Origin of the sequence: Pseudomonas grimontii, from assembly GCF_007858185.1 — a bacterium.
GTDB classification, from domain to species: domain Bacteria; phylum Pseudomonadota; class Gammaproteobacteria; order Pseudomonadales; family Pseudomonadaceae; genus Aquipseudomonas; species Aquipseudomonas grimontii.
Map to the genome: position 1 here is coordinate 67,177 of NZ_VFES01000006.1, position 23,110 is coordinate 90,286.

General features: G+C 61.8%; 23 protein-coding genes. 12 read left to right on the forward strand and 11 right to left on the reverse strand.

Annotated features, from left to right (window positions below):
- Positions 1 to 22: 22 nt before the first annotated feature.
- Both FIV39_RS11735 and FIV39_RS11740 read right to left on the reverse strand, forming a co-directional pair.
- On the reverse strand, positions 23 to 343 hold the full coding sequence (locus FIV39_RS11735) for a hypothetical protein (protein WP_090406999.1): 321 nt from the start codon (positions 341 to 343) through the stop codon (positions 23 to 25).
- Positions 344 to 484: 141 nt separating this feature from the next.
- Positions 485 to 1,075, reverse strand: a complete 591-nt coding sequence (locus FIV39_RS11740; RefSeq protein ID WP_090406996.1) for a cysteine hydrolase family protein — start codon at positions 1,073 to 1,075, stop codon at positions 485 to 487.
- A 239-nt stretch (positions 1,076 to 1,314) separates the two neighbouring features.
- Between FIV39_RS11740 and prmB the strand changes: the two genes are divergently transcribed.
- Positions 1,315 to 2,223 (forward strand): 50S ribosomal protein L3 N(5)-glutamine methyltransferase, encoded by a 909-nt coding sequence (gene prmB, locus FIV39_RS11745; RefSeq protein WP_090406993.1) that lies wholly within the window; start codon positions 1,315 to 1,317, stop codon positions 2,221 to 2,223.
- 68 nt (positions 2,224 to 2,291) lie between these two features.
- Here the strand turns inward: prmB and FIV39_RS11750 are convergent, their stop codons facing one another.
- Positions 2,292 to 3,101 carry a hypothetical protein gene (locus tag FIV39_RS11750; protein WP_090406992.1) on the reverse strand — a complete coding sequence of 270 codons (810 nt, stop codon included), beginning with the start codon at positions 3,099 to 3,101 and terminating at the stop codon, positions 2,292 to 2,294.
- A gap of 99 nt (positions 3,102 to 3,200) precedes the next feature.
- On the reverse strand, positions 3,201 to 4,163 hold the full coding sequence (locus FIV39_RS11755) for an alpha/beta hydrolase (protein ID WP_090406990.1): 963 nt from the start codon (positions 4,161 to 4,163) through the stop codon (positions 3,201 to 3,203).
- Positions 4,164 to 4,306: 143 nt separating this feature from the next.
- Between FIV39_RS11755 and aroC the strand changes: the two genes are divergently transcribed.
- The 4 genes from aroC (at position 4,307) to FIV39_RS11775 (ending at position 7,575) form a co-directional block, all read left to right on the forward strand.
- On the forward strand, positions 4,307 to 5,398 hold the full coding sequence (gene aroC, locus FIV39_RS11760) for a chorismate synthase (RefSeq protein WP_027603936.1): 1,092 nt from the start codon (positions 4,307 to 4,309) through the stop codon (positions 5,396 to 5,398).
- Positions 5,399 to 5,408: 10 nt separating this feature from the next.
- Positions 5,409 to 6,569, forward strand: coding sequence for an MFS transporter (locus tag FIV39_RS11765; RefSeq protein ID WP_090406988.1), 1,161 nt, complete (start codon positions 5,409 to 5,411; stop codon positions 6,567 to 6,569).
- Positions 6,566 to 7,096: a 1,2-dihydroxy-3-keto-5-methylthiopentene dioxygenase gene (locus FIV39_RS11770; RefSeq protein WP_090406985.1), complete on the forward strand. Its 531-nt coding sequence runs from the start codon at positions 6,566 to 6,568 to the stop codon at positions 7,094 to 7,096. The genes FIV39_RS11765 and FIV39_RS11770 overlap by 4 nt, the downstream gene beginning before the upstream one ends.
- A 209-nt stretch (positions 7,097 to 7,305) precedes the next feature.
- Positions 7,306 to 7,575 carry a response regulator transcription factor gene (locus FIV39_RS11775; RefSeq protein WP_090406982.1) on the forward strand — a complete coding sequence of 90 codons (270 nt, stop codon included), beginning with the start codon at positions 7,306 to 7,308 and terminating at the stop codon, positions 7,573 to 7,575.
- A gap of 61 nt (positions 7,576 to 7,636) precedes the next feature.
- Here FIV39_RS11775 and FIV39_RS11780 read toward each other — a convergent pair whose 3' ends face one another.
- A complete protein-coding gene (locus FIV39_RS11780; protein ID WP_003172952.1) occupies positions 7,637 to 7,915 on the reverse strand; it encodes a DUF3509 domain-containing protein in 279 nt (92 codons plus the stop codon).
- A gap of 396 nt (positions 7,916 to 8,311) precedes the next feature.
- On the opposite strand from FIV39_RS11780, the gene FIV39_RS11785 reads away from it, so the two are divergent.
- From FIV39_RS11785 to FIV39_RS11805, 5 genes are all read left to right on the forward strand, one after another.
- Positions 8,312 to 10,138, forward strand: a complete 1,827-nt coding sequence (locus FIV39_RS11785) for a long-chain-acyl-CoA synthetase (RefSeq protein WP_090406979.1) — start codon at positions 8,312 to 8,314, stop codon at positions 10,136 to 10,138.
- Positions 10,139 to 10,234: 96 nt separating this feature from the next.
- A complete protein-coding gene (locus FIV39_RS11790; RefSeq protein ID WP_090406976.1) occupies positions 10,235 to 10,750 on the forward strand; it encodes an ankyrin repeat domain-containing protein in 516 nt (171 codons plus the stop codon).
- 41 nt (positions 10,751 to 10,791) lie between these two features.
- The gene (locus FIV39_RS11795) at positions 10,792 to 11,322 is read left to right on the forward strand and encodes a hypothetical protein (protein ID WP_090406973.1); all 531 of its coding nucleotides are present in this window, start codon (positions 10,792 to 10,794) and stop codon (positions 11,320 to 11,322) included.
- 67 nt (positions 11,323 to 11,389) lie between these two features.
- On the forward strand, positions 11,390 to 11,581 hold the full coding sequence (locus tag FIV39_RS11800; RefSeq protein ID WP_090406970.1) for a PLDc N-terminal domain-containing protein: 192 nt from the start codon (positions 11,390 to 11,392) through the stop codon (positions 11,579 to 11,581).
- A 345-nt stretch (positions 11,582 to 11,926) separates the two neighbouring features.
- The gene (locus FIV39_RS11805; protein ID WP_090406967.1) at positions 11,927 to 14,014 is read left to right on the forward strand and encodes an LTA synthase family protein; all 2,088 of its coding nucleotides are present in this window, start codon (positions 11,927 to 11,929) and stop codon (positions 14,012 to 14,014) included.
- Between the two features lie 53 nt (positions 14,015 to 14,067).
- On the opposite strand, the gene FIV39_RS11810 is transcribed toward FIV39_RS11805, so the two are convergent.
- Positions 14,068 to 14,220: a DUF3309 family protein gene (locus FIV39_RS11810; protein WP_015885095.1), complete on the reverse strand. Its 153-nt coding sequence runs from the start codon at positions 14,218 to 14,220 to the stop codon at positions 14,068 to 14,070.
- 329 nt (positions 14,221 to 14,549) lie between these two features.
- On the opposite strand from FIV39_RS11810, the gene FIV39_RS11815 reads away from it, so the two are divergent.
- Together FIV39_RS11815 and csrA are read left to right on the forward strand one after the other, a co-directional pair.
- Complete coding sequence (locus FIV39_RS11815; RefSeq protein WP_090406965.1) at positions 14,550 to 15,365, forward strand: SDR family oxidoreductase; 816 nt, start codon at positions 14,550 to 14,552, stop codon at positions 15,363 to 15,365.
- Positions 15,366 to 15,493: 128 nt separating this feature from the next.
- The gene (gene csrA / locus FIV39_RS11820) at positions 15,494 to 15,691 is read left to right on the forward strand and encodes a carbon storage regulator CsrA (RefSeq protein WP_090406962.1); all 198 of its coding nucleotides are present in this window, start codon (positions 15,494 to 15,496) and stop codon (positions 15,689 to 15,691) included.
- 1 nt (position 15,692) lies between these two features.
- On the opposite strand, the gene FIV39_RS11825 is transcribed toward csrA, so the two are convergent.
- The 5 genes from FIV39_RS11825 to mnmC all read right to left on the reverse strand — a co-directional run bounded on the left by FIV39_RS11825 (position 15,693) and on the right by mnmC (position 22,969).
- Positions 15,693 to 15,920: a YheU family protein gene (locus FIV39_RS11825; protein WP_003236706.1), complete on the reverse strand. Its 228-nt coding sequence runs from the start codon at positions 15,918 to 15,920 to the stop codon at positions 15,693 to 15,695.
- A gap of 69 nt (positions 15,921 to 15,989) precedes the next feature.
- Positions 15,990 to 17,174 carry an osmoprotectant NAGGN system M42 family peptidase gene (locus tag FIV39_RS11830; protein WP_090406959.1) on the reverse strand — a complete coding sequence of 395 codons (1,185 nt, stop codon included), beginning with the start codon at positions 17,172 to 17,174 and terminating at the stop codon, positions 15,990 to 15,992.
- A gap of 110 nt (positions 17,175 to 17,284) precedes the next feature.
- Positions 17,285 to 19,021: an N-acetylglutaminylglutamine synthetase gene (ngg, locus tag FIV39_RS11835; protein WP_090406957.1), complete on the reverse strand. Its 1,737-nt coding sequence runs from the start codon at positions 19,019 to 19,021 to the stop codon at positions 17,285 to 17,287.
- A gap of 3 nt (positions 19,022 to 19,024) precedes the next feature.
- Positions 19,025 to 20,797: an N-acetylglutaminylglutamine amidotransferase gene (locus FIV39_RS11840; RefSeq protein ID WP_090406954.1), complete on the reverse strand. Its 1,773-nt coding sequence runs from the start codon at positions 20,795 to 20,797 to the stop codon at positions 19,025 to 19,027.
- A gap of 177 nt (positions 20,798 to 20,974) precedes the next feature.
- Positions 20,975 to 22,969, reverse strand: coding sequence for a bifunctional tRNA (5-methylaminomethyl-2-thiouridine)(34)-methyltransferase MnmD/FAD-dependent 5-carboxymethylaminomethyl-2-thiouridine(34) oxidoreductase MnmC (gene mnmC, locus FIV39_RS11845; RefSeq protein ID WP_090406952.1), 1,995 nt, complete (start codon positions 22,967 to 22,969; stop codon positions 20,975 to 20,977).
- Between the last annotated feature and the right edge of the window lie 141 nt (positions 22,970 to 23,110).

The following is a 23,110-nucleotide window of genomic DNA, read 5'->3' on the forward strand; positions in this document are numbered from 1 at the left end:
AGGAAACGCTATCCAAGCGCCATCAGTCGTGCTTTTTCATCAGGTGCGAGGCGATGTTCAGTGACAACGGCTGGCGCATCTTCCGACGGCTGCGACGCCACAACCATACACCCAGCCACAGCACCAACAGTCCGACCACCGCCAGGATGGCCGAACCGCCAGGGCTGGCATTCAGTTCGCCAAGGGCCGGCGAGTGACCAAACAAACCGGCGCCACCAGCGCCGGTCAACAGCAAACCTACTATCGCCAGCAGCGCGGCCATGCCGGCCACCAGGCGCAGACGCCAGTTGCTTGGCCCCTTGGGGCGCAAGCGACGAGCGTCAAAACCATCGGATATCTTCATTCCGACCTTTCCTCCAGGGTATCGGCCCTTCGACCGGAAGTTACACAGGTTGTTCCTGTGCCAGAGGTAATTGCAGCAAATGACAGGCATTTGCGGATGAGCGGAGGCATAAACACGCCGTGCCGCTCATCAGACGGACGATCAGATCAGGTCTTTGGTCAGGGCAAGGGTGGCGAAGTTATCGGCCATGATGGCCATTTCGGTCTGCTGCACATGCTCGGCGCTCAGGATGCCGCCCTTGTAAGGCAGGTCGCGGGTGGCGCAGGCGTCTTCCACCAGGGTGCAGCGAAAGCCCAGGTTCTTGGCCGCGCGCACGGTGGTGCTGACACTGGAGTGGCTCATGAAACCGCAGACGATCAGGTCGAGGGAGCCGAGGTCTTGCAGGTGTTTTTCCAGGCCGGTGCCGTGGAAGGCGCTGGGCAGCAGCTTGCCGATGATGGTTTCGTCACCTTCAGGCTCGAGGCCGGGGATGAATTCACCGCGCTCGCCCTGCGGGTCAAACAGGCCGCCCACTGTGCCCAGGTGGCGCACGTGCACGATCGGGCGCCCGGCGTTGCGTGCGGCGGCGACCAGTTGCTTGATATTGCCGACCGCTGCGTCCATGCCCGAGAGGGCGAGTGGACCGTTGAGGTATTCCTTCTGGGCGTCGATGATCACGAGGGTCGCATGGCTAAGGTTGGCAGCTGCGTAACCACGACCGCTGAGTTGAAACATCGTCTTTGGAACGGACATTCTGGGGCTCCTGTGAGGGGGGCTTTTGCGCCATTGTCCACTGGCTGAGCGGTTCTGTGAATCGCTACTATCGTAAGGTACGCCGTTGCTGGCGTGCAGCCATGTCAAGTGGCGGCGATGTTTAACCGAATGATGGCGATTTGAATGAAATCCGACGTACGGCGACAGGTTTTCGTACATCGTCGGTACAGGCGAAGGCTGTTAGAATCGCCAGTCGTTTTTTCCAGGAGTCTGCCCCCGTGATCACATCCCGCCTGCGCACTTTGCGCGACCACATCCGTTGGGCTGTCAGCCGTTTCCATGGGGAAGACCTGTTTTTTGGCCATGGCACCGACAATGCCTGGGACGAAGCCCGGCAATTGGTGCTTGGCGCCTTGCACCTGCCGTGGGAAATTGCCGACAGCTACCTAGATTGCAACTTGGAAGAAGAGGAAATCTCTCACGTACAGCGTTTGTTGCATCGCCGTATTCATGAGCGGGTGCCGACGGCGTACCTGTTGAAGGAAGCGTGGTTCTGCGGCATGTCGTTTATCGTTGACGAGCGCGTGCTGATCCCGCGTTCACCCATCGGTGAGTTGATCGAAAACCGCTTCGAGCCGTGGCTGGCCCAGCCGCCAGCGCGCATCCTCGACCTGTGCACCGGCTCCGGCTGCATCGGCATTGCCTGCGCCTACGAGTTCCAGGACGCCGAAGTGGTACTCGGCGACTTGTCCTTCGAAGCCCTGGAAGTGGCCAACCAGAACATTGAGCGCCATGGTGTCGACGAACGTGTGTACACCGTGCAGGGCGATGGCTTCGATGGCCTGCCGGGCCAGCGGTTTGACCTGATCGTGTCCAACCCGCCGTACGTGGATGCCGAAGACTTTGCCGATATGCCGGACGAATACCAGCACGAGCCGGAACTGGGCCTGGCCTGCGGCGACGATGGCTTGAACCTGGTGCGGCGCATGCTGGCTGAGGCGGCGGACCACCTGACCGAGAAAGGTTTGCTGATCGTTGAGGTGGGCAACAGCCAGGTACATGTTGACGCGCTGTACCCGGAAGTGGACTTCGCCTGGCTGGAATTCCAGCGGGGTGGGCATGGGGTGTTCATGCTCACGGCTGAGCAGTGCCGGGAACATCAGGCAATCTTCGCCGCTCGGGTTTAACCAGCCTTACAGTAGAAAATATGGGAGGGGGCTTACCACCTCCCACATTTTGATTGCATTCCAGCCGGCTACCGGTGCGTGGCAATCCAGATCAACAACCCCGCCTGAAACACGGTAAACGCCACCAGGCAGGTGATGGTAAACCGCAACCCGCTGTCCTCACGCTTGAACTTGGTGACCTTTTCTTCTTCCTTGCGCAGCTTCACTTCCTGCTCCAGCAGGTTGTGCTCGGCCTGTTGCAGCATCTGCGCGGCTTCAAGGATCTCCACGAACTGCACCTTCTCGGTGTTCCAGCTATCCAGCACGCCGCTGACCTTGCCTGGCTGCACGTTGCCTTTGAGGTGCTGCACATCGGCGTAGGCCACGTCGAAACCCTGGACGCGCAGGAAGTGATCGCGGCGCAGGCGTGTGGCTTCGTTGAGTGCATCCTTGTTGGCCAGGTCCACACCGTCGACGCGGTAGTGCGACCATTTCTTTTTCGCCCACGCAGCGGCTTGGGCCACCAGGAAGCGACCGAGGCCACGGTTGGCCGGTTCGATTTCCAGGCTGTTGCCTGGGCCGAAGTGCACGCGGTGTTTATCGTGATCCACCCAGATGTCCAGATGGTTCTGCTCACGGCGAACCCGCTGCCCCGGCAACTGGATGACCATGCGCAACAGGCTGTGGTGTTTGTCATGACGCTCGGCATAGCCGAATTGCACGAACCGTAGCGGCCGCAGGCCGGTGGCACGGTCGGTGGCCAGCGGGGCCAGGCGCAGCATCTTGAAATGCTCGGCCTGAACGTCCGCCCACGGCAGGGGAGCCGCCGTGTCGATGGCCTCGGTTTTTTCAGCCGGGGTGTCGGCGGTCGGTTCCGGTGTTGCTTCAGTGGTTGTCATGCGGTGTGATCCTGTCCAAGCCCTGCAAGTCGGCAGTCTTTTTGCTGTCGACTCTGGGCTTATCGGCCGCTTTCTGCAGGACTGGAGGCAAATTGTCGGTTAACGGGGTTGAAGTCCGTCGATAAAACGCACCAGCCGGCTGCCCAACTCAGCGGCCAGAGGCAATTGTGGGGCATTGTAGGAGGCCAATTGTTGCTTTACGTCGTTGGGCACGATGCGCATCACGTGGTTCATGCCTTCGATCACCGTCAGCTCGGCATCGGGCTTGGCCCTTTTAAGTTGCTGGGCGTCGCCGACACCTACCTGAATATCGTTGGTGCCCTGGATGATCAACGCCGGCATGCGCAGTTTCGCAAAGGCCGCTGAAGGGTCGACGCGAAACAGGCTGATCAGATAAGGCTGCACGCTGGGTCGGAAAATGCCCTCCAATGGTCCAGGCACATCGGCATCCACCTGGCCGGCCTTGAGGTGATCAAGGATTTCATTGCTGCGCAGCAGCAGGGCAGGGGGCAGGTGATCGGCCAGTTGCTGGCGGATTACCTGATCGACCGGGCGGGCGCTGCCGGACAGGGAGATCACCCCGGCCGGGTCGAGCTGTGGTGCGGCCAGTGCGGCCACCAGCGCGCCTTCGCTGTGGCCCAGCACGATCAGCGGGCCCATGCGTTTGTCGGCCTTGAGCAATTTGCCCCAGGCCACCGCATCGGCCACGTAGGCGTCGAGGGTCAGGTTGCGTTCGTCGGGCGTGGCGGCCAGGCTGGCGGCCACACCGCGCTTGTCGTAGCGCACGCTGGCGATGTTGTGCCGGGCCAGCACCCAGGCCAGGCGCTTGAGGCTGTCATTGCGTGCGCCGTCGGCGCTGTTGCCGTTGCGGTCGGTGGGGCCGGAGCCGGCGATGATCAACACCACGGGCACTGGTTTGTCGGACTGGGGCAGCAACAGCGAACCGAACAGCTCGCCGCTGCCGGTGTCCAGGCTGATCGGGCGTTGCAGGACGACAGGGGAGGCGGCATGGGCCACGGCGGTAAACAGGGTCAGGGTAAACAGAAGAACTCGCAGCATCATCGCGCCATCATCAGGAGGGTGCCGGTTGGACCAAGGTCTACCGGTAAGGTTTCGAGGATGAACTAGTCGGTTAGCCTGCGTATACTGGCCGCCTTAAGTTATTACGGTTGACTTGATTCAACTGATTTCACGGAGCGCCCTGCATGTCCGGCAATACCTTCGGCAAGCTGTTCACTGTCACCACCGCGGGCGAAAGCCATGGCCCGGCGTTGGTCGCCATTGTCGACGGCTGCCCGCCTGGCCTCGAGCTGTCCCTGGAAGACCTGCAGCGTGACCTCGACCGCCGCAAGCCCGGCACCAGCCGTCACACCACCCAGCGCCAGGAGCCCGACGAAGTCGAGATCCTCTCCGGGGTGTTCGAAGGTCGCACCACCGGGTGCGCCATCGGCCTGTTGATTCGTAACACCGACCAGAAGTCCAAGGACTACTCGGCGATCAAGGATCTGTTCCGCCCGGCCCACGCCGACTACACCTACCACCACAAATACGGCGAACGCGACTACCGGGGCGGCGGCCGCAGCTCGGCCCGCGAGACCGCGATGCGCGTGGCGGCCGGGGCCATCGCCAAGAAATACCTGGCGACCCAGGGCATCGTCATCCGTGGCTACATGAGCCAGTTGGGCCCGATCGAAATCCCGTTCAAGACCTGGGACAGCGTGGAAGATAACGCCTTTTTCTGCCCTGACCCCGACAAGGTCCCGGAGCTGGAAGCCTATATGGACCAGTTGCGCCGCGACCAGGATTCGGTCGGCGCCAAGATCACCGTGGTGGCCGAAGGCGTCAAGCCGGGCCTGGGTGAGCCGATCTTCGACCGCCTTGACGCCGAACTGGCCCACGCGCTGATGAGCATCAATGCGGTGAAAGGCGTGGAAATCGGCGCCGGTTTCGCCTGCGTCTCCCAGCGCGGCACCGAGCACCGCGATGAACTGACGCCGGAAGGCTTCCTCAGCAACAACGCGGGCGGCATCCTCGGCGGTATTTCCTCCGGCCAGCCGATTGTTGCGCACCTGGCACTCAAGGCCACGTCGAGCATCACCACGCCGGGCCGTTCGATCGATGTGCACGGCAACCCGGTGGACGTGATCACCAAGGGCCGTCACGACCCCTGCGTGGGCATCCGTGCCACGCCGATTGCCGAAGCGATGATGGCTATCGTGTTGATGGATCACTTGCTGCGCAATCGCGGGCAAAATGCCGATGTGCGCGTGAGTACCCCGGTGCTGGGCCAGCTGTGACGGCTCGGCGGTGACAGCCCTCCCATACTGGCGCCTCTCCAGCTTCTACCTGTTCTACTTCGCCCTGCTTGGGGCGACGGCGCCGTTCCTGGCGCTGTACTTCGATCACCTGGGGTTCTCCAGCGCGCGCATCGGCGAGCTGGTGGCCATTCCCATGCTGATGCGCTGCGTGGCCCCCAACCTGTGGGGCTGGCTGGGCGACTACACCGGCCGGCGCCTGGCCATCGTGCGCTTCGGCGCGGTGTGCACCCTGCTGAGTTTTTCGTTGATCTTCGTCAGCCATACCTACGCCTGGCTGGCCCTGGTAATGGCCCTGCATGCGTTCTTCTGGCACGCGGTGCTGCCGCAGTTTGAAGTGATCACCCTGGCTCATCTGCAAAACCAGACCTCGCGCTATAGCCAGGTACGCCTGTGGGGCTCCATCGGTTTTATCCTCACCGTGGTGATAATGGGTCGCCTGTTCGACTGGCTGAGCCTGGATATTTACCCGGTGGTGGTCGTGGTGATCATGGCTGGCATCATCGGTGCCAGCCTGTGGGTGCCGAATGCGCAGCCCGCCAGCCACGGCAATCGCCTGGCCGGTGACGGGTTCCTCAAACAACTGCGCAGTCCCGGCGTACTGGCGTTTTACGTCTGTGTGGCGCTGATGCAAATGAGCCATGGCCCGTATTACACCTTCCTGACCCTGCACCTGGAACACCTCGGCTACAGCCGTGGTTTGATCGGTATGCTGTGGGCCCTGGGAGTGGTGGCGGAAGTGCTGATGTTCCTGGGCATGAGCCGCATCCTCACGCGTTTTTCGGTACGCCGGGTGCTGCTGGCCAGTTTCCTGCTGGCGGCGCTGCGCTGGTTGCTGCTGGGTTCATTTGCCGAGCTCCTGTGGGTGCTGTTGCTGGCGCAGGTCATGCACGCTGCCACGTTCGGCAGCTTTCACGCGGCGGCGATTGCCTTTGTGCAGCGCAGCTTTGGTGATAAACAACAAGGCCAGGGCCAGGCGCTGTACGCTGCCTTGGCCGGCACCGGCGGTGCGCTGGGCGCGCTGTATTCCGGCTACAGCTGGAACCTGCTGGGGCCGACCTTCACCTTTAGTCTTGCCAGCGTCGCAGCCCTGGCCGCTGCCGTTATCATCGGTTTTCGATTGCAAGAGCAGAACCAAGGAACCCCTCAATGAGTTATGTCGCCGTCTACCCCGTCGCTTCACCGGATACCCCGAACAAGGTCCTGACCCATGTCGACGACATCGCCGCCACCCTGGCCGAGCATGGTGTGCGGTTCGAGCGCTGGCAGCCTGGGCTGATCGAGAGGGGCGCCAGCGACGTTGAAATGATTGCCGCCTATCAGCCGCAGATCGATGCACTCGGCTACGGTGCGGTGGCGGTGTTGAGTGTCACGAGCGAGCACCCGCAGAAAGCCCAATTGCGTGCCCGGTTCCTCGATGAGCGCCGTTATAGCGAAGACGACGCGCGTTTTTTCATCGCCGGCCAAGGCCTGTTCTCGCTGCACATTGGCGACTATGTGTACGCTGTGCGTTGTGAGAAAAACGACCTGCTGGTGATTCCGGCTGGCATCGCGCACTGGTTTGATATGGGCGAGAACCCCCACCTGGTCATGCTGCACTTGTTCAACACCGTGCAGGGGTGTGTGCCGGCATTCACCGGCGACGATGTTGCCAGCCATTTCCCAGGGTTGGACGATTGAACTCAGATAATTGAAATCTTCAACCCCGGCGAGTTGGAAGTTGTTGTGGGAAGAAGCTTAGTTACGCGTAGGGTTTAGCTGTTTATCCAGGACAGTGCGCACTGAAACCATTCGTTATGTAACTCTCTGCGGTGCCAGTGTTTGTACCGCCTGTCAATAGGAGAAATCCGAATGGTGGTAGGGCATCAGCCAATAAAAGGAGAGATGTAATGAGTGGCCCAGAGGAGTCGTGTCCGCCGCCGTGTTTCGTACCCAATGCCGTCAGGAGACGCCTAAGCCTGTCCGGTAAGCCCTTGACCCCAGCGGAATTGGAGATCTTACGCTGGGCCTCGGAGGGCAAGACTGTCTGGGAAATCAGCCAGATTCGTGCCACGTCCGAAGCCACGGTCAAATTTCACCTGCGCAATATCTACGGCAAATTGGAAGTCACTAACCGTGTGCAGGCGATGAATGAGGCGGCGCGCCAAGGGCTGTGGTGACACGCAGACATAAAAAGGCCGCGACGCTGTTGAGCGCCGCGGCCTTTTTTGCCTGCGGTATTTACGCCGAGTGATAGGTCGGCAGGGCAAAGCGGTTCTGGCTTTGCAACATCGAAATTTGCGGCAGTTCACTGGCTTGTTCAGCCAGGTCGCGGCGAATCGCGCTGATCACCCAGGTCAATTGATCGGCGGTGTGCAACTGCTGGTAAGAGATCGAACGCTTGACCTGTTTGCCTTCACTGTTGCGCAGGGTCAACAGGATGCCGCCGTCAGGGCGTGGCTGAGTGGTGACGTCGTAGTTGGAGAATACTGAAGCGAATTTATCTTGGATCAGGCTCATGTCTATCAGCTCCGTTGGCTCAAGTTGGCAAGCATGGAGTGATAGGTGCAGTGATTGTGCCAGCTCAGGATTTATATAAATACTCTTATAAATCAATGAGTTGAGAAATTCGTAGATTTTCGGTTTCGTGCAATTTGCATGAATGGCCATCATGCATCCTGCATTTTGCGCTACTCAACGCAGTGGGATGGACGCCCCGATATCCCTAAAGACTGTTTTTGCTCAGCTAAATTCCTTTTTTGAGGGCATGCCGGTTGGGATACAAAACTTTTCAAATCCCGCGTGTACAGCCGAAGAACGGCTGACGTATTTTCCTGCAATGCATTCGGCCTTCCGCTTACGGAGGTATCGGTGCTTTTGGATCAGACGAAGAATAAGAAAAAAGGACGTTCCTCCATGAGCCACCCGCACAACGACATGATTACCTGGGGCAAGCTGCTGAGTAAGGTGCCGGCCATCGTCCGCGCCTTGCCTCGCGTAGTGCGTGGCATGCGAGCCGCCAATGTCACCGACCCCGCGCAGCCTTGCGGGTTGGGCTGGCACTTTGAGCAAGCCACCTTGCGCAACCCCGACGGCAATGCGTTGCTGTACGGCGACCAGGTGCTCAGCTACATCGACGCCAACCAGCGCGCCAACCGTATTGCCCATCACTTGCAAGCCCAAGGCATCGGCAAGGGTGACGTGGTGGCGCTGTTTATCGAAAATCGCCCCGAATTACTCTTGAACGTGCTGGCCGTGGCCAAGCTGGGGGGCATCTGCGCAATGCTCAATACCGCGCAAACCCAGGCGGCGCTGGTGCACAGCCTGAACCTGGTGAGCCCGGTAGCCATTATTGTCGGTGCGGAATTGGTCGCCACCTATGACGCGGTGCGCGATCAGGTGGCCATCGCGGCTGATCGAACCTGGTTCGTTGCCGATCAGCCGTCCAGCGGAGTGCCGCAGGGTTATCTCGACCTGTTGGCGGCGAGCGCCGAATGCCCGGTGGACAACCCGGCCAGCACCGCGCAGATCTTCTTCAACGATCCTTGCTTCTATATCTACACCTCCGGCACCACCGGCCTGCCCAAGGCCGGGATCATGAAACATGGCCGCTGGACCAAAACCGCCGTCAGCTTCGGCAGCATCGCGCTGGACATGGGCCCGGACGACGTCCTGTATTGCACCTTGCCGCTGTACCACGCCACCGGGCTCTGTGTGTGTTGGGGCTCGGCGATTGTAGGGGCGTCGGGCTTCGCCATTCGCCGCAAGTTCAGCGCCAGCCAGTTCTGGGACGATGCGCGCAGATTCAAGGCGACCACCCTCGGCTATGTCGGTGAATTGTGTCGTTACTTGCTCGACCAGCCACCCGGCGACCACGACCGCGATAACCGCGTGACCAAGATGGTCGGCAATGGCCTGCGTCCCGGCGTGTGGGCGCAGTTCAAGGCGCGTTATGGCGTGGAGCATATCTGCGAGCTGTACGCGGCCAGTGACGGCAATATCGGTTTTACCAACGTATTGAATTTCGACAACACCATCGGCTTCTGCCTGCAGCACTGGGCACTGGTGGACTACGCCCATGACAACGGCGAGCCGCTGCGGGGCAGCAATGGCTTTATGCGCAAAGTCCCCACGGGCGGGCAGGGCCTGTTGCTGGCCAGGATCGATGAAAAATCGCCCTTCGACGGCTACACCGACCCGGAAAAGAATCGCAGGGTGGTACTCACCGACGTGTTTGAAAAAGGTGACCGTTACTTCAATACCGGCGATTTGTTGCGCAGCATTGGCTTTGGTCATGCGCAGTTTGTGGATCGCCTCGGGGATACCTACCGCTGGAAAGGTGAAAACGTCTCCACCACCGAGGTCGAAAACGTCCTGCTGCAACACCCGCAGATCGCCGAAGTGGTGGCCTATGGCGTCGAGATCGAAAACACTAACGGCCGCGCGGGCATGGTCGCCATCACTCCGAGTGAATCCCTGGCTTCACTGGACATGCGCGAGTTGCTGCAATTCGCCCACGGCCAGTTGCCGCACTATGCGGTGCCGCTCTTCCTGCGGATCAAGGTCAAGATGGAAACCACCGGTACCTTTAAGTACCAGAAGGTCAAGCTCAAGGAAGAAGCCTTTGACCCGGACAAAGCCGGCAACGACCCGGTGTATGCCTGGTTGCCGGGTTCGGACTGCTATGTGCCGGTCACCGGGCAACTGTTGGCGCAGATCCAAGGTGGCCAGTTCCGCTATTGATTCTGTCTATGGCCGCTTTTGGTAAAAAGGGCATGACAGGGGGGAACTCCCTCGCGACACTGGCGGCCTATAAAGCACCAGACAAGGAGCCCCCACATGTCAGACCAAGCCAAACAAATGACCGAAGACGAAGCCGCCGAATTTGCCGAGCAGGTCTTCGACGTGGCGCGCAAAGGCGACGCCGCCATGCTCGCCGCGCTGCTGGCCAAAGGCTTGCCGGCCAACTTTCGCAACCACAACGGCGATACCTTGCTGATGCTTTCTGCCTACCACGGCCATGCCGAGGCGGTAAAAGTGCTGTTGGAGTTCAAGGCCGACCCGCTGATCGCCAATGACAAGAACCAACTGCCGATCGCCGGCGCCGCGTTCAAGGGCAACTTGCCCGTGGTCAAGGCGTTGATTGAAGGCGGCACGCCGATCGAGGCCGCTTCGTCCGACGGTCGTACCGCGCTGATGATGGCCGCCATGTTCAACCGTGTCGACATGGTCGACTACCTGCTCAGCCAAGGCGCCAACCCCAAGGCCACCGATGCTCAGGGCGCGACTGCGCTGGCGGCGGCGCAGACCATGGGGGCGAAGGACACGGCGGCGCAACTGGAGAAACTGGTGTAGGCTGTGCGCCCTCAAAAACCAGCCCGCTACAGGATCACCCCATGAAAACCGCCCTCGTCGAACTTATCAGCAAAATCAGCGCCGGGGTCATGGGCGAAGACGAGGTGGCGCGCATCGCCGAGGAAGCCGCCCAGGCCTACGCCGATCCGGCGGCATTCCTGACGGCCAACCCGGACATCAACTACGACGACAGCTTTCCCATCCCGCTGGGGGAGTGGGTGGTGGTCGGCAGCCTGCCGGACACCGTGCTGTTCCAGGCCGATACCTATGGCGACCTGTTTGCGCAGATCGTCGCGTCTTTCGGCCCTGGGGTTGCGTTCAACCTCAAGCCCAAGCAACTGGCCAAGACTGAAGACCTCACCGCGTTGAACCGTATCCAGATCCAGATGAGTGCACTGAGCCCGGAAGACGGCGGCTATGTGCTGCTCAATTTCAGCCAGCCGCTGGATGACGAGATCCAGGCCGTGCTGGTGTTCGGTAATGACCTGCCGCGCGTGCTGGCGTTGTGCGCCGACGTCGGCATCAAGGCCGAGCCGTCCCTGGAAGCGCTGAAGGTCGCCGTGCACGTCTGAAATAAAACGGAACCCCGACCAGGGCTGGCTATCCTACAAGGGCATGCCCTCACTTAGGAGCGACACCATGGGTTCCACTTTTAACAGCCTGATCGGGTTGATCATCCTGGCGCTGGACATCTGGGCGATCATCAACGTGTTCAAAAGCGGCGCGAGCACGGGCGCCAAGGTCTTGTGGATTCTGTTGATCCTGTTGCTGCCGTTGCTGGGCCTGATCATCTGGGCCATCGCCGGGCCACGCGGTAACGTGCGGATCTGACCCCACACCCTCTTCGTAGCAGCTGCCGAGCCTTGGCGAGGCTGCGTGTGCGGTGTATCCGACACACCGCACACGCAGCCTCGCCAAGGCTCGGCAGCTGCTACGGTACTTGCTCATTTCTTCGCTGCATTTTGTGTGTCGAAATATTCGCTGCACGAAATTTTCACATCTTATCCAAGACAATCCGCCGGCTATATCTCCTTGCCAAGGCCCTGCCTCAGGTGTTTTCAACGGCGGGGCAGCAGTGCTCGTTCAGTAATTAATAGCCTTGATGGCATTGATCGGGCACCATTCGCGCCACTGCAATACTTCGTCACTTAAACTTCCAATGGGTCCTGAAACGACATGGCAAACCCGGACGCCCTGAGTCAGCAGCGAGCTTCTAATCGCCTGCTGCAACCGACCGTCAAATCCCATCTGGCGTACACGCTGCTCTGCGCACTGGTCATGATGGTGATGTTCTCCCTGCTGCGCGTGGCGCTGCTGGCTTACAACCGCGAGATGATCCTCGACACGCCGGCCTCGACCTTCCTTGAAGCGTTCGCCAACGGCCTGCGTTTTGACATACGCCTGGTGGTGTACCTGATCATCCCGTTGCTGCTGGCACTGTTCAGCGTACGGGCCATGGCCGCGCGTGGGTTCTTCCGCTTCTGGCTGACCATTGCGTCCAGCATCGCCCTGTTCCTGGGCTTGATGGAGATGGACTTCTACCGCGAGTTCCACCAGCGCCTCAACGGCTTGGTCTTCCAGTATGTGAAGGAAGACCCGAAAACCGTGATGAGCATGCTCTGGTACGGTTTCCCGGTGGTGCGCTACCTGCTGGCCTGGGCCGTGGGCACGTTGATCCTGAGCATGGCGTTCAAGGGCGCCGACCGCGCCACGCGCCCACGCGGCCCGTTCAGTGGTGGCAGCATCGGTACCCGCCAGGTGGCGCCGTGGTACAGCCGCATCGCGGTGTTCGTGGTGTGCCTGCTGGTCGCCGTGGTTGCCGCCCGTGGCACCCTGCGCCAAGGGCCACCGCTGCGTTGGGGGGATGTCTATACCACCGATTCGAACTTCGCCAACCAATTGGGTCTCAATGGCACCTTGTCGCTGGTCGCGGCGGCCAAGGCCCGGTTCGGTGAAGACCGCTCCAACATCTGGAAGGCCACCCTGGCCCAGCCGCTGGCCACCCAGACCGTGCGTGACATGCTGGTGCTGCCGCAAGAGAAACTGGTCGATACCGACATCGCCGCCGTGCGCCGTGACTACATGCCGCCGGCCGAGAAGACCCTGCCGATCAAGAATGTCGTGGTCATCCTGATGGAAAGCTTCGCCGGTCACTCGGTAGGCGCCCTGGGTCGTCCCGGCAACATCACGCCGTACTTCGACAAACTGTCCAAGGAAGGCCTGCTGTTTGATCGTTTCTTCTCCAACGGCACCCACACCCACCAGGGTATGTTCGCCACCATGGCCTGCTTCCCGAACCTGCCGGGCTTTGAATACCTGATGCAGACCCCGGAAGGCAGCCACAAGCTGTCAGGCCTGCCGCAGTTGCTCAGCGCCCGGGATTTCAACGACGTGTATGTCTACAACGGCGACTTTGCCTGGGACAACCAGTCGGGCTTCTTCAGCAACCAGGGCATGACCAACTTCATCGGCCGCAACGACTTCGTCGACCCGGTGTTCTCCGACCCGACGTGGGGCGTGTCCGACCAGGACATGTTCAACCGTGGCCTGGAAGAGTTGAAGGCCCGTGAAGGCGGCAAGCCGTTCTACGCGCTGCTGCAAACCCTGTCCAACCACACGCCGTACGCACTGCCGACGCCATTGCCGGTCGAGAAAGTCACCGACCGTGGCAGCCTCAACGAGCATTTGACGGCCATGCGTTACTCCGACTGGGCCCTGGGCCAGTTCTTTGAAAAGGCCCGCAAGGAGCCGTACTTCAAGGAAACCCTGTTCGTGATCGTCGGCGACCACGGCTTCGGCAACGAACAGCAGATCACCGAGATGGACCTGGGCCGCTTCAACGTACCGATGCTGATGATTGCACCGGGCATGCAGGAGAAGTTCGGCGAGCGTGACCACACCGTGGGCACCCAGATCGACATCGTGCCGACCATCATGGGCCGCCTGGGTGGCGACACCCTGCACCAATGCTGGGGCCGTGACCTGCTGAACCTGCCGGAAGGCGACAAGGGCTTCGGCGTGATCAAACCCTCGGGCAGCGACCAGACCGTGGCCTTGGTTACCGCAGACCGTATCCTGGTACTGCCCAAGGAAATGCCACCGAAGTTGTGGGAATACGAATTGGGCGCCAACCCGACCGGTAAAGTGATTGCCGAATCGCCGGACGAGGCGGCATTGAAGCAGAAACTTGAGTCGTTCCTGCAAACGGCGACCAAGAGCCTGCTGGATAACACCGCCGGTGTGATTAACGGCAAACCGGACTAACTAACCGGCAATAAAAAAGAGGCCTTAACAGGCCTCTTTTTTTTGTGCGGATTTTATATCCGGCCGAGTAACAACAGCACCAGCAGGACAACCAGCACGACACCCAGGATACCCGACGGGCCATAGCCCCAGTTGCGCGAGTGCGGGAATACCGGCAGGCCGCCGACCAGCAGGAGGATCAAGATAATGATCAGAATCAGGCTCATGGTTTTTTTCCTTATTGTCTTTCTGCAAAGACCGGTTGTTTAACGATAGGCCTGCAGAGTTAATTACAGACGCCTTAACAACTCCGACTCTGCCGCTTCGCAGAAAATTCCATGTTTTTTTAAAGCATTTCGATCAGTCGCTTATTTCTTTTAATTCACCCGCACTTACTGCTTATTAGTTGAAAAACATTGAACTTAGGCTAAGGGCAGGGATCCGACCCGGCCCACGGTTTGCCTGCGGCATTCATCACTCTGATGGTGCGTGGGTGCAGGAAAAACCTTCGCTACACTGCCGATCACTTCTTCTGTGAACCACAAGGCTACTTCCTATGCAAAATCGCATGATGATCACTGGCGCCGGGTCCGGCCTGGGTCGTGAAATCGCTCTGCGCTGGGCCCGCGAGGGTTGGCAGTTGGCCTTGTCGGACGTCAGCGAGCCAGGCTTGCAGGAAACCCTCAAGTTAGTGCGCGAGGCCGGTGGCGATGGCTTTATCCAGCGCTGCGACGTGCGTGACTACAGCCAGCTCACCGCGTTTGCCCAGGCCTGCGAAGTGAAGCTCGGCGGCATCGATGTGATCGTCAACAATGCCGGTGTGGCCTCGGGTGGCTTCTTCGCCGAGCTGTCCCTGGAGGACTGGGACTGGCAGATCGCAATCAACCTGATGGGCGTGGTCAAGGGCTGCAAGGCGTTCCTGCCGCTGCTGGAAAAGAGCAAGGGCCGCATCATCAACATCGCCTCGATGGCGGCACTGATGCAAGGGCCGGCCATGAGCAACTACAACGTGGCGAAGGCCGGTGTGGTGGCGCTGTCGGAGAGTTTGCTGGTGGAGCTCAAGCAGCAGGAAGTCGGGGTGCATGTGGTGTGCCCGTCGTTCTTCCAGACCAACCTGCTGGATTCGTTCCGTGGGCCGACGCCGGCCATGAAGGCCCAGGTGGGCAAGTTGCTCGAGAGCTCGCCGATCTCGGCGGCGGACATTGCCGACTACATCTACCAGCGTGTGGCGCAGGGCGAATTCATGATCCTGCCCCATGAGCAAGGGCGGATGGCGTGGGCATTGAAGCAGAAGAACCCGCAGTTGCTCTATGACGAAATGACCACCATGGCCGACAAGATGCGCGCCAAGGCACAGGCTGTTAAAGGCTGATCACGCAGTAGTCTGTCAGGCAATTTACCTGCATAGGTAGGCATTGCCTGATTTTGCCGCGAGGCATTGCTGCGCCCACACCCAGCGCGCATGGTCGGGGTCCTGTTAGTCAATAAGGGACAACCGCCATGCTGGTCTTAAGCCGCGCCGTAGGCGAAATCATCTCCATCGGTGATGACATCACCGTGCACATTCTTGAGCTGAACGGTAACCAAGTGAAATTCGGGGTTGCCGCGCCCGTCGGGGTGCATGTCCACCGCGCCGAGGTCTACCAGAAGATCCTCGAGCGTCAAGCCACGCAATCCCAGCCCGCCACCAACCCCTGAGTCAGTCGAACAGATGCTTGGGCACATCGTGCTTGAGCATCAACTGGCACTGCTCGCTGTCCGGGTCGAACACGATCAGCGCCTGGCCCTTGGTCAGCGCCTGGCGTACGCGCAGTACGCGGGTTTCCAGGGGCGTGTCGTCGCCATTGTCGGTGCCGTCGCGGGTCACGAAGTCTTCGATAAGGCGGGTCAGGGTGTCGACTTCAAGTGCGTCGTAGGGAATCAGCATACAAGCCTCAGGTGATGGATCCCGGCGATGCTACTGCGCCGGGGTTCCAGTTACCAGCTGTTGCCAGCGTCAGGACTTCTGCCCGACCAGGCTGTCCACCGACGGCACGCGCGTGTCGCTCTCCATCTGCGTTTCGTGCTCGATCTGATGGCTGAACCGATCCAATGAACCCTGGGCCGGTTGGGCGTCACTGGCGAACACCGGCGGGCTGAGGATATACGCGCCCAGCAGGCGGCTCAGCGCGGCCAGGCTGTCGATGTGGGTGCGCTCATAGCCATGGGTCGCATCGCAACCGAACGCCAGCAGCGCCGTGCGGATGTCGTGGCCGGCGGTCACCGCCGAGTGAGCATCGCTGAAGTAATAGCGGAACAGGTCGCGGCGCACGGGCAAGTCGTTATCCGAGGCCAGACGCAGCAAGTGGCGTGAGAGGTGATAGTCATACGGCCCGCCGGAATCCTGCATCGCTACGCTGACCGCATGCTCGCTGGAGTGCTGGCCGGGGGCGACCGGGGCAATGTCGATGCCGACAAACTCACTCACATCCCAAGGCAGTGCCGCCGCTGCGCCGCTGCCGGTTTCTTCGGTGATGGTGAACAGCGGGTGGCAGTCGATCAGCAACGGTTCGCCGCTGTCGATGATGGCCTTGAGCGCAGCCAACAGGGCGGCGACGCCGGCTTTGTCGTCCAGGTGGCGTGCACTGATATGCCCGCTTTCGGTGAACTCGGGCAACGGGTCGAACGCCACGTAGTCACCGATGCCGATCCCGAGGGAATCGCAATCGGCGCGGGTGGCGCAATAGGCGTCCAGGCGCAATTCCACGTGGTCCCAGCTCACCGGCATTTCATCCACGGCGGTGTTGAACGCGTGCCCGGAGGCCATCAAGGGCAACACGCTGCCACGGATCACCCCGTTGTCGGTGAACAGGCTGACGCGGCTGCCTTCGGCAAAGCGGCTTGACCAGCAGCCAACCGGGGCGAGGGTCAGGCGGCCATTGTCCTTGATCGCGCGCACGGCGGCGCCGATGGTGTCCAGGTGCGCGGACACCGCGCGGTCGGGGCTGTTTTTCTGGCCCTTGAGGGTGGCGCGAATGGTCCCGCGCCGGGTCATTTCAAACGGGATGCCGAGTTCTTCCAGGCGCTCGGCGACGTAGCGCACGATGGTGTCGGTAAACCCGGTGGGGCTGGGAATGGCGAGCATTTCCAGCAGCACTTTTTGCAGGTAGTTGAGATCCGGCTCGGGGATGGTTCGGCTCATAAAGGTTTCCTTTAGTTGCAAGCTTTGAGCTGCAAGCTTTAAGTTAAAAGCGGTATCTGAGGCTTGCCAGCATTGCTCTACGCTTGAGGCTTGCAGCTTGTAACTTGAGGCTATCCACTGTGGGGGAATAACAGGTCCACAAACTTCTCCGCCGTCGGCTGCGGTTCATGGTTGGCCAGGCCGGCCCGCTCGTTGGCTTCGATAAACACGTATTCGGGTTGATCGGCGGCGGGCACCATCAGGTCCAGGCCCACCATCGGGATGTCCAGGGCGCGGGCAGCACGCACGGCGGCGTCCACCAGCGTGGGGTGGAGGATCGCCGTGACGTCTTCCAGGCAACCGCCGGTGTGCAGGTTGGCGGTACGGCGTACGGCGAGCGTCTTGCCACGGGGCAGGATGCTGCTGTAGTCGTAGCCGGCGGCGGCCAGGGTGCGCTCGGTTTCGGCATCCACGGGGATTTTGCTCTCTCCGTCGGTAGCCGCCTGGCGTCGCCGGCTCTGGGCTTCGATCAGCGCGCCGATGGAATGCTGGCCATCACCGGTCACTTCGGCGGGGCGGCGGATTGCGGCGGCCACCACCTCGAAACCGATCACCAGGATGCGCAGGTCCAGGCCTTCGTGGAAGCTTTCGAGCAACACGCGGCTGTCGAACTGCCGCGCCGCTTCAATCGCCTGCTGCACCTCTTCGATGCTCTGCAAATCCACCGCCACCCCCTGGCCTTGCTCGCCATCCAGCGGCTTGACCACGATGCGCTGGTGTTCGTCGAGGAACTCCAGGTTGTCGTCGGCACTGCCCGCCAGTTGCTGCGACGGCAAGTTTAAACCGGCCGCTTTCAACACCTTGTGCGTGAGGCTTTTGTCCTGGCACAGGGTCATGCTGATCGCGCTGGTCAGGTCGCTCAACGATTCGCGGCAACGCACGCGGCGCCCGCCATGGCTGAGGGTGAACAAGCCGGCGTCGGCGTCATCCACCTGCACATCAATCCCACGGCGGTGGGCCTCTTCGACGATGATTCGCGCATAGGGGTTGAACCCCGCCTGCGGGCCGGGGCCGAGGAACAGCGGCTGGTTGATACCGTTCTTGCGCTTGATCGCAAAGGTGGTCAGCGCACGGAAACCGAGCTTGGCGTAGAGGCTCTTGGCCTGGCGGTTATCGTGCAGCACCGACAGGTCCAGATAACTCAGGCCACGGCTCATGAAGTGCTCCACCAGATGGCGTACCAGCACTTCACCGACGCCGGGCCGCGTGCACTGCGGGTCGACCGCCAGGCACCACAGGCTGCAGCCGTTTTCCGGGTCGTGGAAGGCCTTTTGATGGTTCAGGCCCATTACGCTGCCGATCACCGCGCCGCTGTCTTCGTCCTCGGCCAGCCAGTACACCGGGCCGCCTTCATGGCGCGGTGTCAGGCGTTCGGCATCGACCGGCAACATGCCGCGGCTTTGATACAACTGGTTGACCGCCAGCCAATCGGCCTCGCCCTGCACCCGGCGAATGCGGAAACCGCGAAACACACGGGTGGAGGGGCGATACTCGCTGAACCACAGGCGCAGCGTGTCGGACGGGTCGAGGAACAGCTGCTGCGGATCGATCCCGAGGATCTGCTGGGGGGCGGCCACGTACAGCGCGATGTCGCGCTCGCCGGGCTGTTCGTTGAGCAGTTCCTGGGCCAGGCTGGCCGGGTCGGGGAAGGTGTGGCCGATCAACAACCGGCCCCAGCCGCAATGCACTGCGATCGGCTCGGCGGCCAGCGGGCTGCCATCTTCGGCCAGGCGCGCTTGCAGGCGCTCGTAGGTTGGCGCCTGGCCCTTCAACAAGCGTTGGCTGTAAGCCGCTGCATGGGGTTTCATCAATCAGATTCCTTGTTCGCTGAGCCACAGGTTCAGCGCTGCCAGTTGCCACAGCTTCGAGCCGCGCAGCGGGGTCAATTGGCCCTGCGGGTCGGTGAGCAGGCGGTCGAGCATGGCCGGGTTGAACAGGCCGCGATCCTGGCTCGGGTCCAGCAGCAGTTCGCGCACCCAGTTCAGGGTGTCGCCCTGTAAATGCTTGAGGCCCGGCACCGGGAAGTAGCCTTTCTTGCGGTCGATGACTTCGCTCGGGATGACCCGGCGTGCGGCTTCTTTCAACACTTGCTTGCCACCGTCGGGCAATTTGAATTTGCCCGGCACGCGGGCCGACAATTCCACCAGACGGTAGTCAAGGAACGGCGTGCGGGCTTCCAGGCCCCAGGCCATGGTCATGTTGTCGACGCGTTTGACCGGGTCATCCACCAGCATCACCGTGCTGTCCAGGCGCAGGGCCTTGTCCACGGCGGCGTCCGCGCCGGGCATCGCAAAATGCTCGCGCACGAAGTCACCGGCGGCGTCGTTGGCGGTCAGCCATTTCGGCGCGACAGTCGCGGCGTAGTCGTCGTAGCTGCGGTCGAAGAAGGCATCGCGGTACGCGGCATACGGGTCGCTGGCGCCATCGACCTGCGGGTACCAGTGGTAACCGGCGAACAACTCGTCAGCGCCCTGGCCGCTCTGTACCACCTTGCAATGCTTGGCCACTTCCCGCGACAGCAGGTAAAAGGCAATGCAGTCATGGCTGACCATCGGCTCGCTCATGGCGCGGAACGCCGCCGGCAGCTGTTCGATAATCTCGCTTTCGGCAATGCGCAGTTGGTGGTGACGGGTGCCGTAGTGCTTGGCGATCAGGTCCGAATACTGGAACTCGTCGCCACGCTCGCCACCGGCGTCTTCAAAGCCGATGGAGAAGGTCGACAGGTCCTGTACGCCGACTTCACGCAGCAGGCCGACGAGCATGCTCGAATCGACGCCGCCGGAGAGCAGCACACCGACATCCACGGCAGCCCGTTGACGAATCGCCACGGCTTCGCGGGTGCTGTCGAGCACGCGGTCGGTCCAGTCTTCGAGGGTGAGATTGCGCTCGTCCTCATGGGGGCCGTAGGGCAGGGTCCACCAGGTTTTCTGCTCGGTGTTGCCTTCGGCATCGATGCGCATCCAAGTGGCCGGCGGCAGTTTTTCAATGCCCGCCAGCAGGGTGCGCGGTGCCGGCACCACCGCATGGAAGTTGAGGTAGTGATTCAGCGCCACCGGGTCGAGGATCGGGTTGATGTCACCGCCCTTGAGTAGCGCCGGCAGGGCCGAAGCAAAACGCAGGCGCTGGCCGGTGCGCGACAGGTACAACGGCTTCACGCCGAGACGGTCACGGGCGATGAACAGGCGCTGGGCATCGCGCTCCCAGATGGCGAAGGCAAACATGCCGTTGAGCTTGGGCAGCAGCGCTTCGCCCCAGGCGTGGTAACCCTTGAGCAGCACTTCGGTATCGCCGCCGGAATAGAAGGCGTAACCCAGGGCTTCAAGCTCCTGGCGCAATTCCGGGAAGTTGTAGATCGCGCCGTTGAACGCCAGGGACAGGCCCAGTTGGGCATCGACCATCGGTTGGGCGGAACCGTCCGACAGGTCCATGATTTTCAGGCGTCGATGGCCCAGGGCAATCGGCCCTTGGGCATGGAAGCCCCACGCGTCAGGCCCGCGTGGTGCCAAGTGATGGGTAATTCGCTCCACCGCTGCGAGGTCCGCAGGTTGAAGATCGAACCGTAACTCGCCAGCTAATCCGCACATAGGTTCCTTACCGGTTTTTCCGTTGGGGAGGGATAGAAAGGCACGCGCCGAAACGGCGGGTACCTAGGGACTGACCCGAGGCTATACGCGGAGTTTTAGATCAATAAGTTATATGGCAAACCGCCGCCCCCGGTTGCGGCTCCCCTGCGAGCGGCCTCCGGTGGGTTGAGGCGGCGCCTATTGGGCGGCTTTTGCGACGTTACTGCGAATCAGCGCGCGCACCGCAAAGCGGTTCGGGTGACAGGCCTCGGCCACACTGCGCGGCAACGGCAGCGGTTCATTGTCCAGCCACGCCGCCAGCAACTCGCCGGACAGTGGCGCGGTAATCAGGCCCCGTGAGCCGTGACCGCTGTTGACGTACAGGCCCTCCAGCCATGGGCAGGCGGCCTGTGGCGTGTGGCGGGCATCTTTACGCAGCGCATCATAGGCCTGGGCGAACGCCGGGGTATCCGCCAGTGGCCCGACGATCGGTAAATAGTCCGGGCTGGTGCAGCGAAAGGCGGCGCGGCCTTCCAGTGCGTCCGGGGGCAGGGTGGCAGCGTGCAGGCGTCGGGTCAGGTCCGGGGAGATTTCCTCCAGCAGCGCCAGGTTACCGGCGTGCTCGGCGGCGGTGGGGGTGAGGTCATCGCTCTTGAAATCAAAACTGGCCCCCAGTGTGTGCTCGCCCAGGCGAGCCGGCGCCACATAGCCTTCGGCACACACCACGGTGGCCAGGGCCTGGCTGTCGCCGGTCTGGGGCAAGCGGGTGATCTGCCCACGAATACGCTTGAGGGGAAGCTCGGCGCTGGCGGCAAAGCGCTTGACCTCGGCCGCGCCGGCCAGCACCACCACGGGGGCGCTGGCCAGCAGGCGATCACCGTCCCAGGCCTGCCATTGAGCGCCGACTTTGCGCAGTTCCAGCACATCATGGTGGGCGTGCACCTCGATGCCTGGCTGGCTTGCCTGCCACTGGCACAGGGCGGGCGGATGCACCCAGCCGCCCTCGGGGAAAAACAACCCGCCATGTTCCAGGCCCACCCCGGCGCGAATCTGGGCTTGGTCGCGGTCCAGCAACTGCAGCAACGCCGGCGCGAACGCCTCGGCCAGTTGCGCCTGGCGTTCGGCCTCCTTGGCATTGAACCCCAGTTGCAGCACGCCACAAGCGTCCCAATCCACACCGCGTTGCAGGTGCTCCAGCAGGCGCCGGGTATGCCCGAACCCGCTGACGATCATCTGGGACAAGGCCGTGCCGTGGGCCGAGAGCTTGAGGTACAGCACGCCTTGTGGGTTGCCCGAAGCCTCTTGCGCCAGGCCGTCATGGCGCTCCAGCAGGCTGACCTGCCAGCCGCGCGCCGCCAGGCTGGCCGCGCTGGCACAGCCGGCGAGGCCGCCGCCGATCACCAGGGCACGACGCTCGCCGTTGTGTACGGGTGGGCGCGCAAACCAAGGTTTGGAGTCTGGCGGCGCAGGCGTTTCAGCCGGCCAACCGAGAAACTCCCCGCGCAGGATTTCCCACTTGTGGCCGATGCCCGGGGTGCGCTTCATCTTGAAGCCGGCCGCGTTGATCAGGCGACGAACCCAGCCGGTGCTGGTGAAGGTGCTGATGGTCGAGCCCGGTGCGGCCAGGCGCGCCAGTTCAGCGAACAGCTCGGCGGTCCACATGTCGGGGTTTTTTGCCGGGGCGAAACCGTCGAGAAACCACGCGTCGATCTGCGCATCGAGCTGTGGCAGTTGTTCAAGGGCGTCGCCGATCAGCAAGGTCAGGGTGACCCGGCCGTTGTCCAGGACCAGGCGTTGGAAGCCCTGGTGGATGGCGATGTACTGAGCCAGCAAGGGCTCGGCGAACGCTTGCAGCTCTGGCCAGAGGGCGAGGGCGCGCTGCAGGTCGGCGTGGCTCAGCGGGTATTTCTCCACGCTGACAAAGTGCAGGCGCGCACCGGCCACGGCGTGTTGCTCGAACAGCTGCCAGGCGCAGAGAAAATTCAAGCCGGTGCCGAAGCCGGTCTCGCCGATCACCAGTCGCCCGCCTGCCGGCAAGGCGGCGAAGCGCTCCTGCAAACGGTTCTGTTCGAGGAACACGTAGCGGGTTTCTTCAAGGCCCGACTTATCGGAGAAGTACACATCGTCGAAGACCCGCGAGTGCGGGCGACCTTGGTCATCCCAGTCGAGCTGGGCGTGGGTTACGGGATTCATGGGCGGCTCGGTAAAGGCAAGGCGGCCATTCTAGCCGATCAACAGGCGCGTCATTGATCCATGGCAAGCGGCAGTGGAATTTCCTGGCACGCCGCGTTGCCCAATCCGCTAGTCTTGCTGAATTCTGGAACGGAGCCGCCC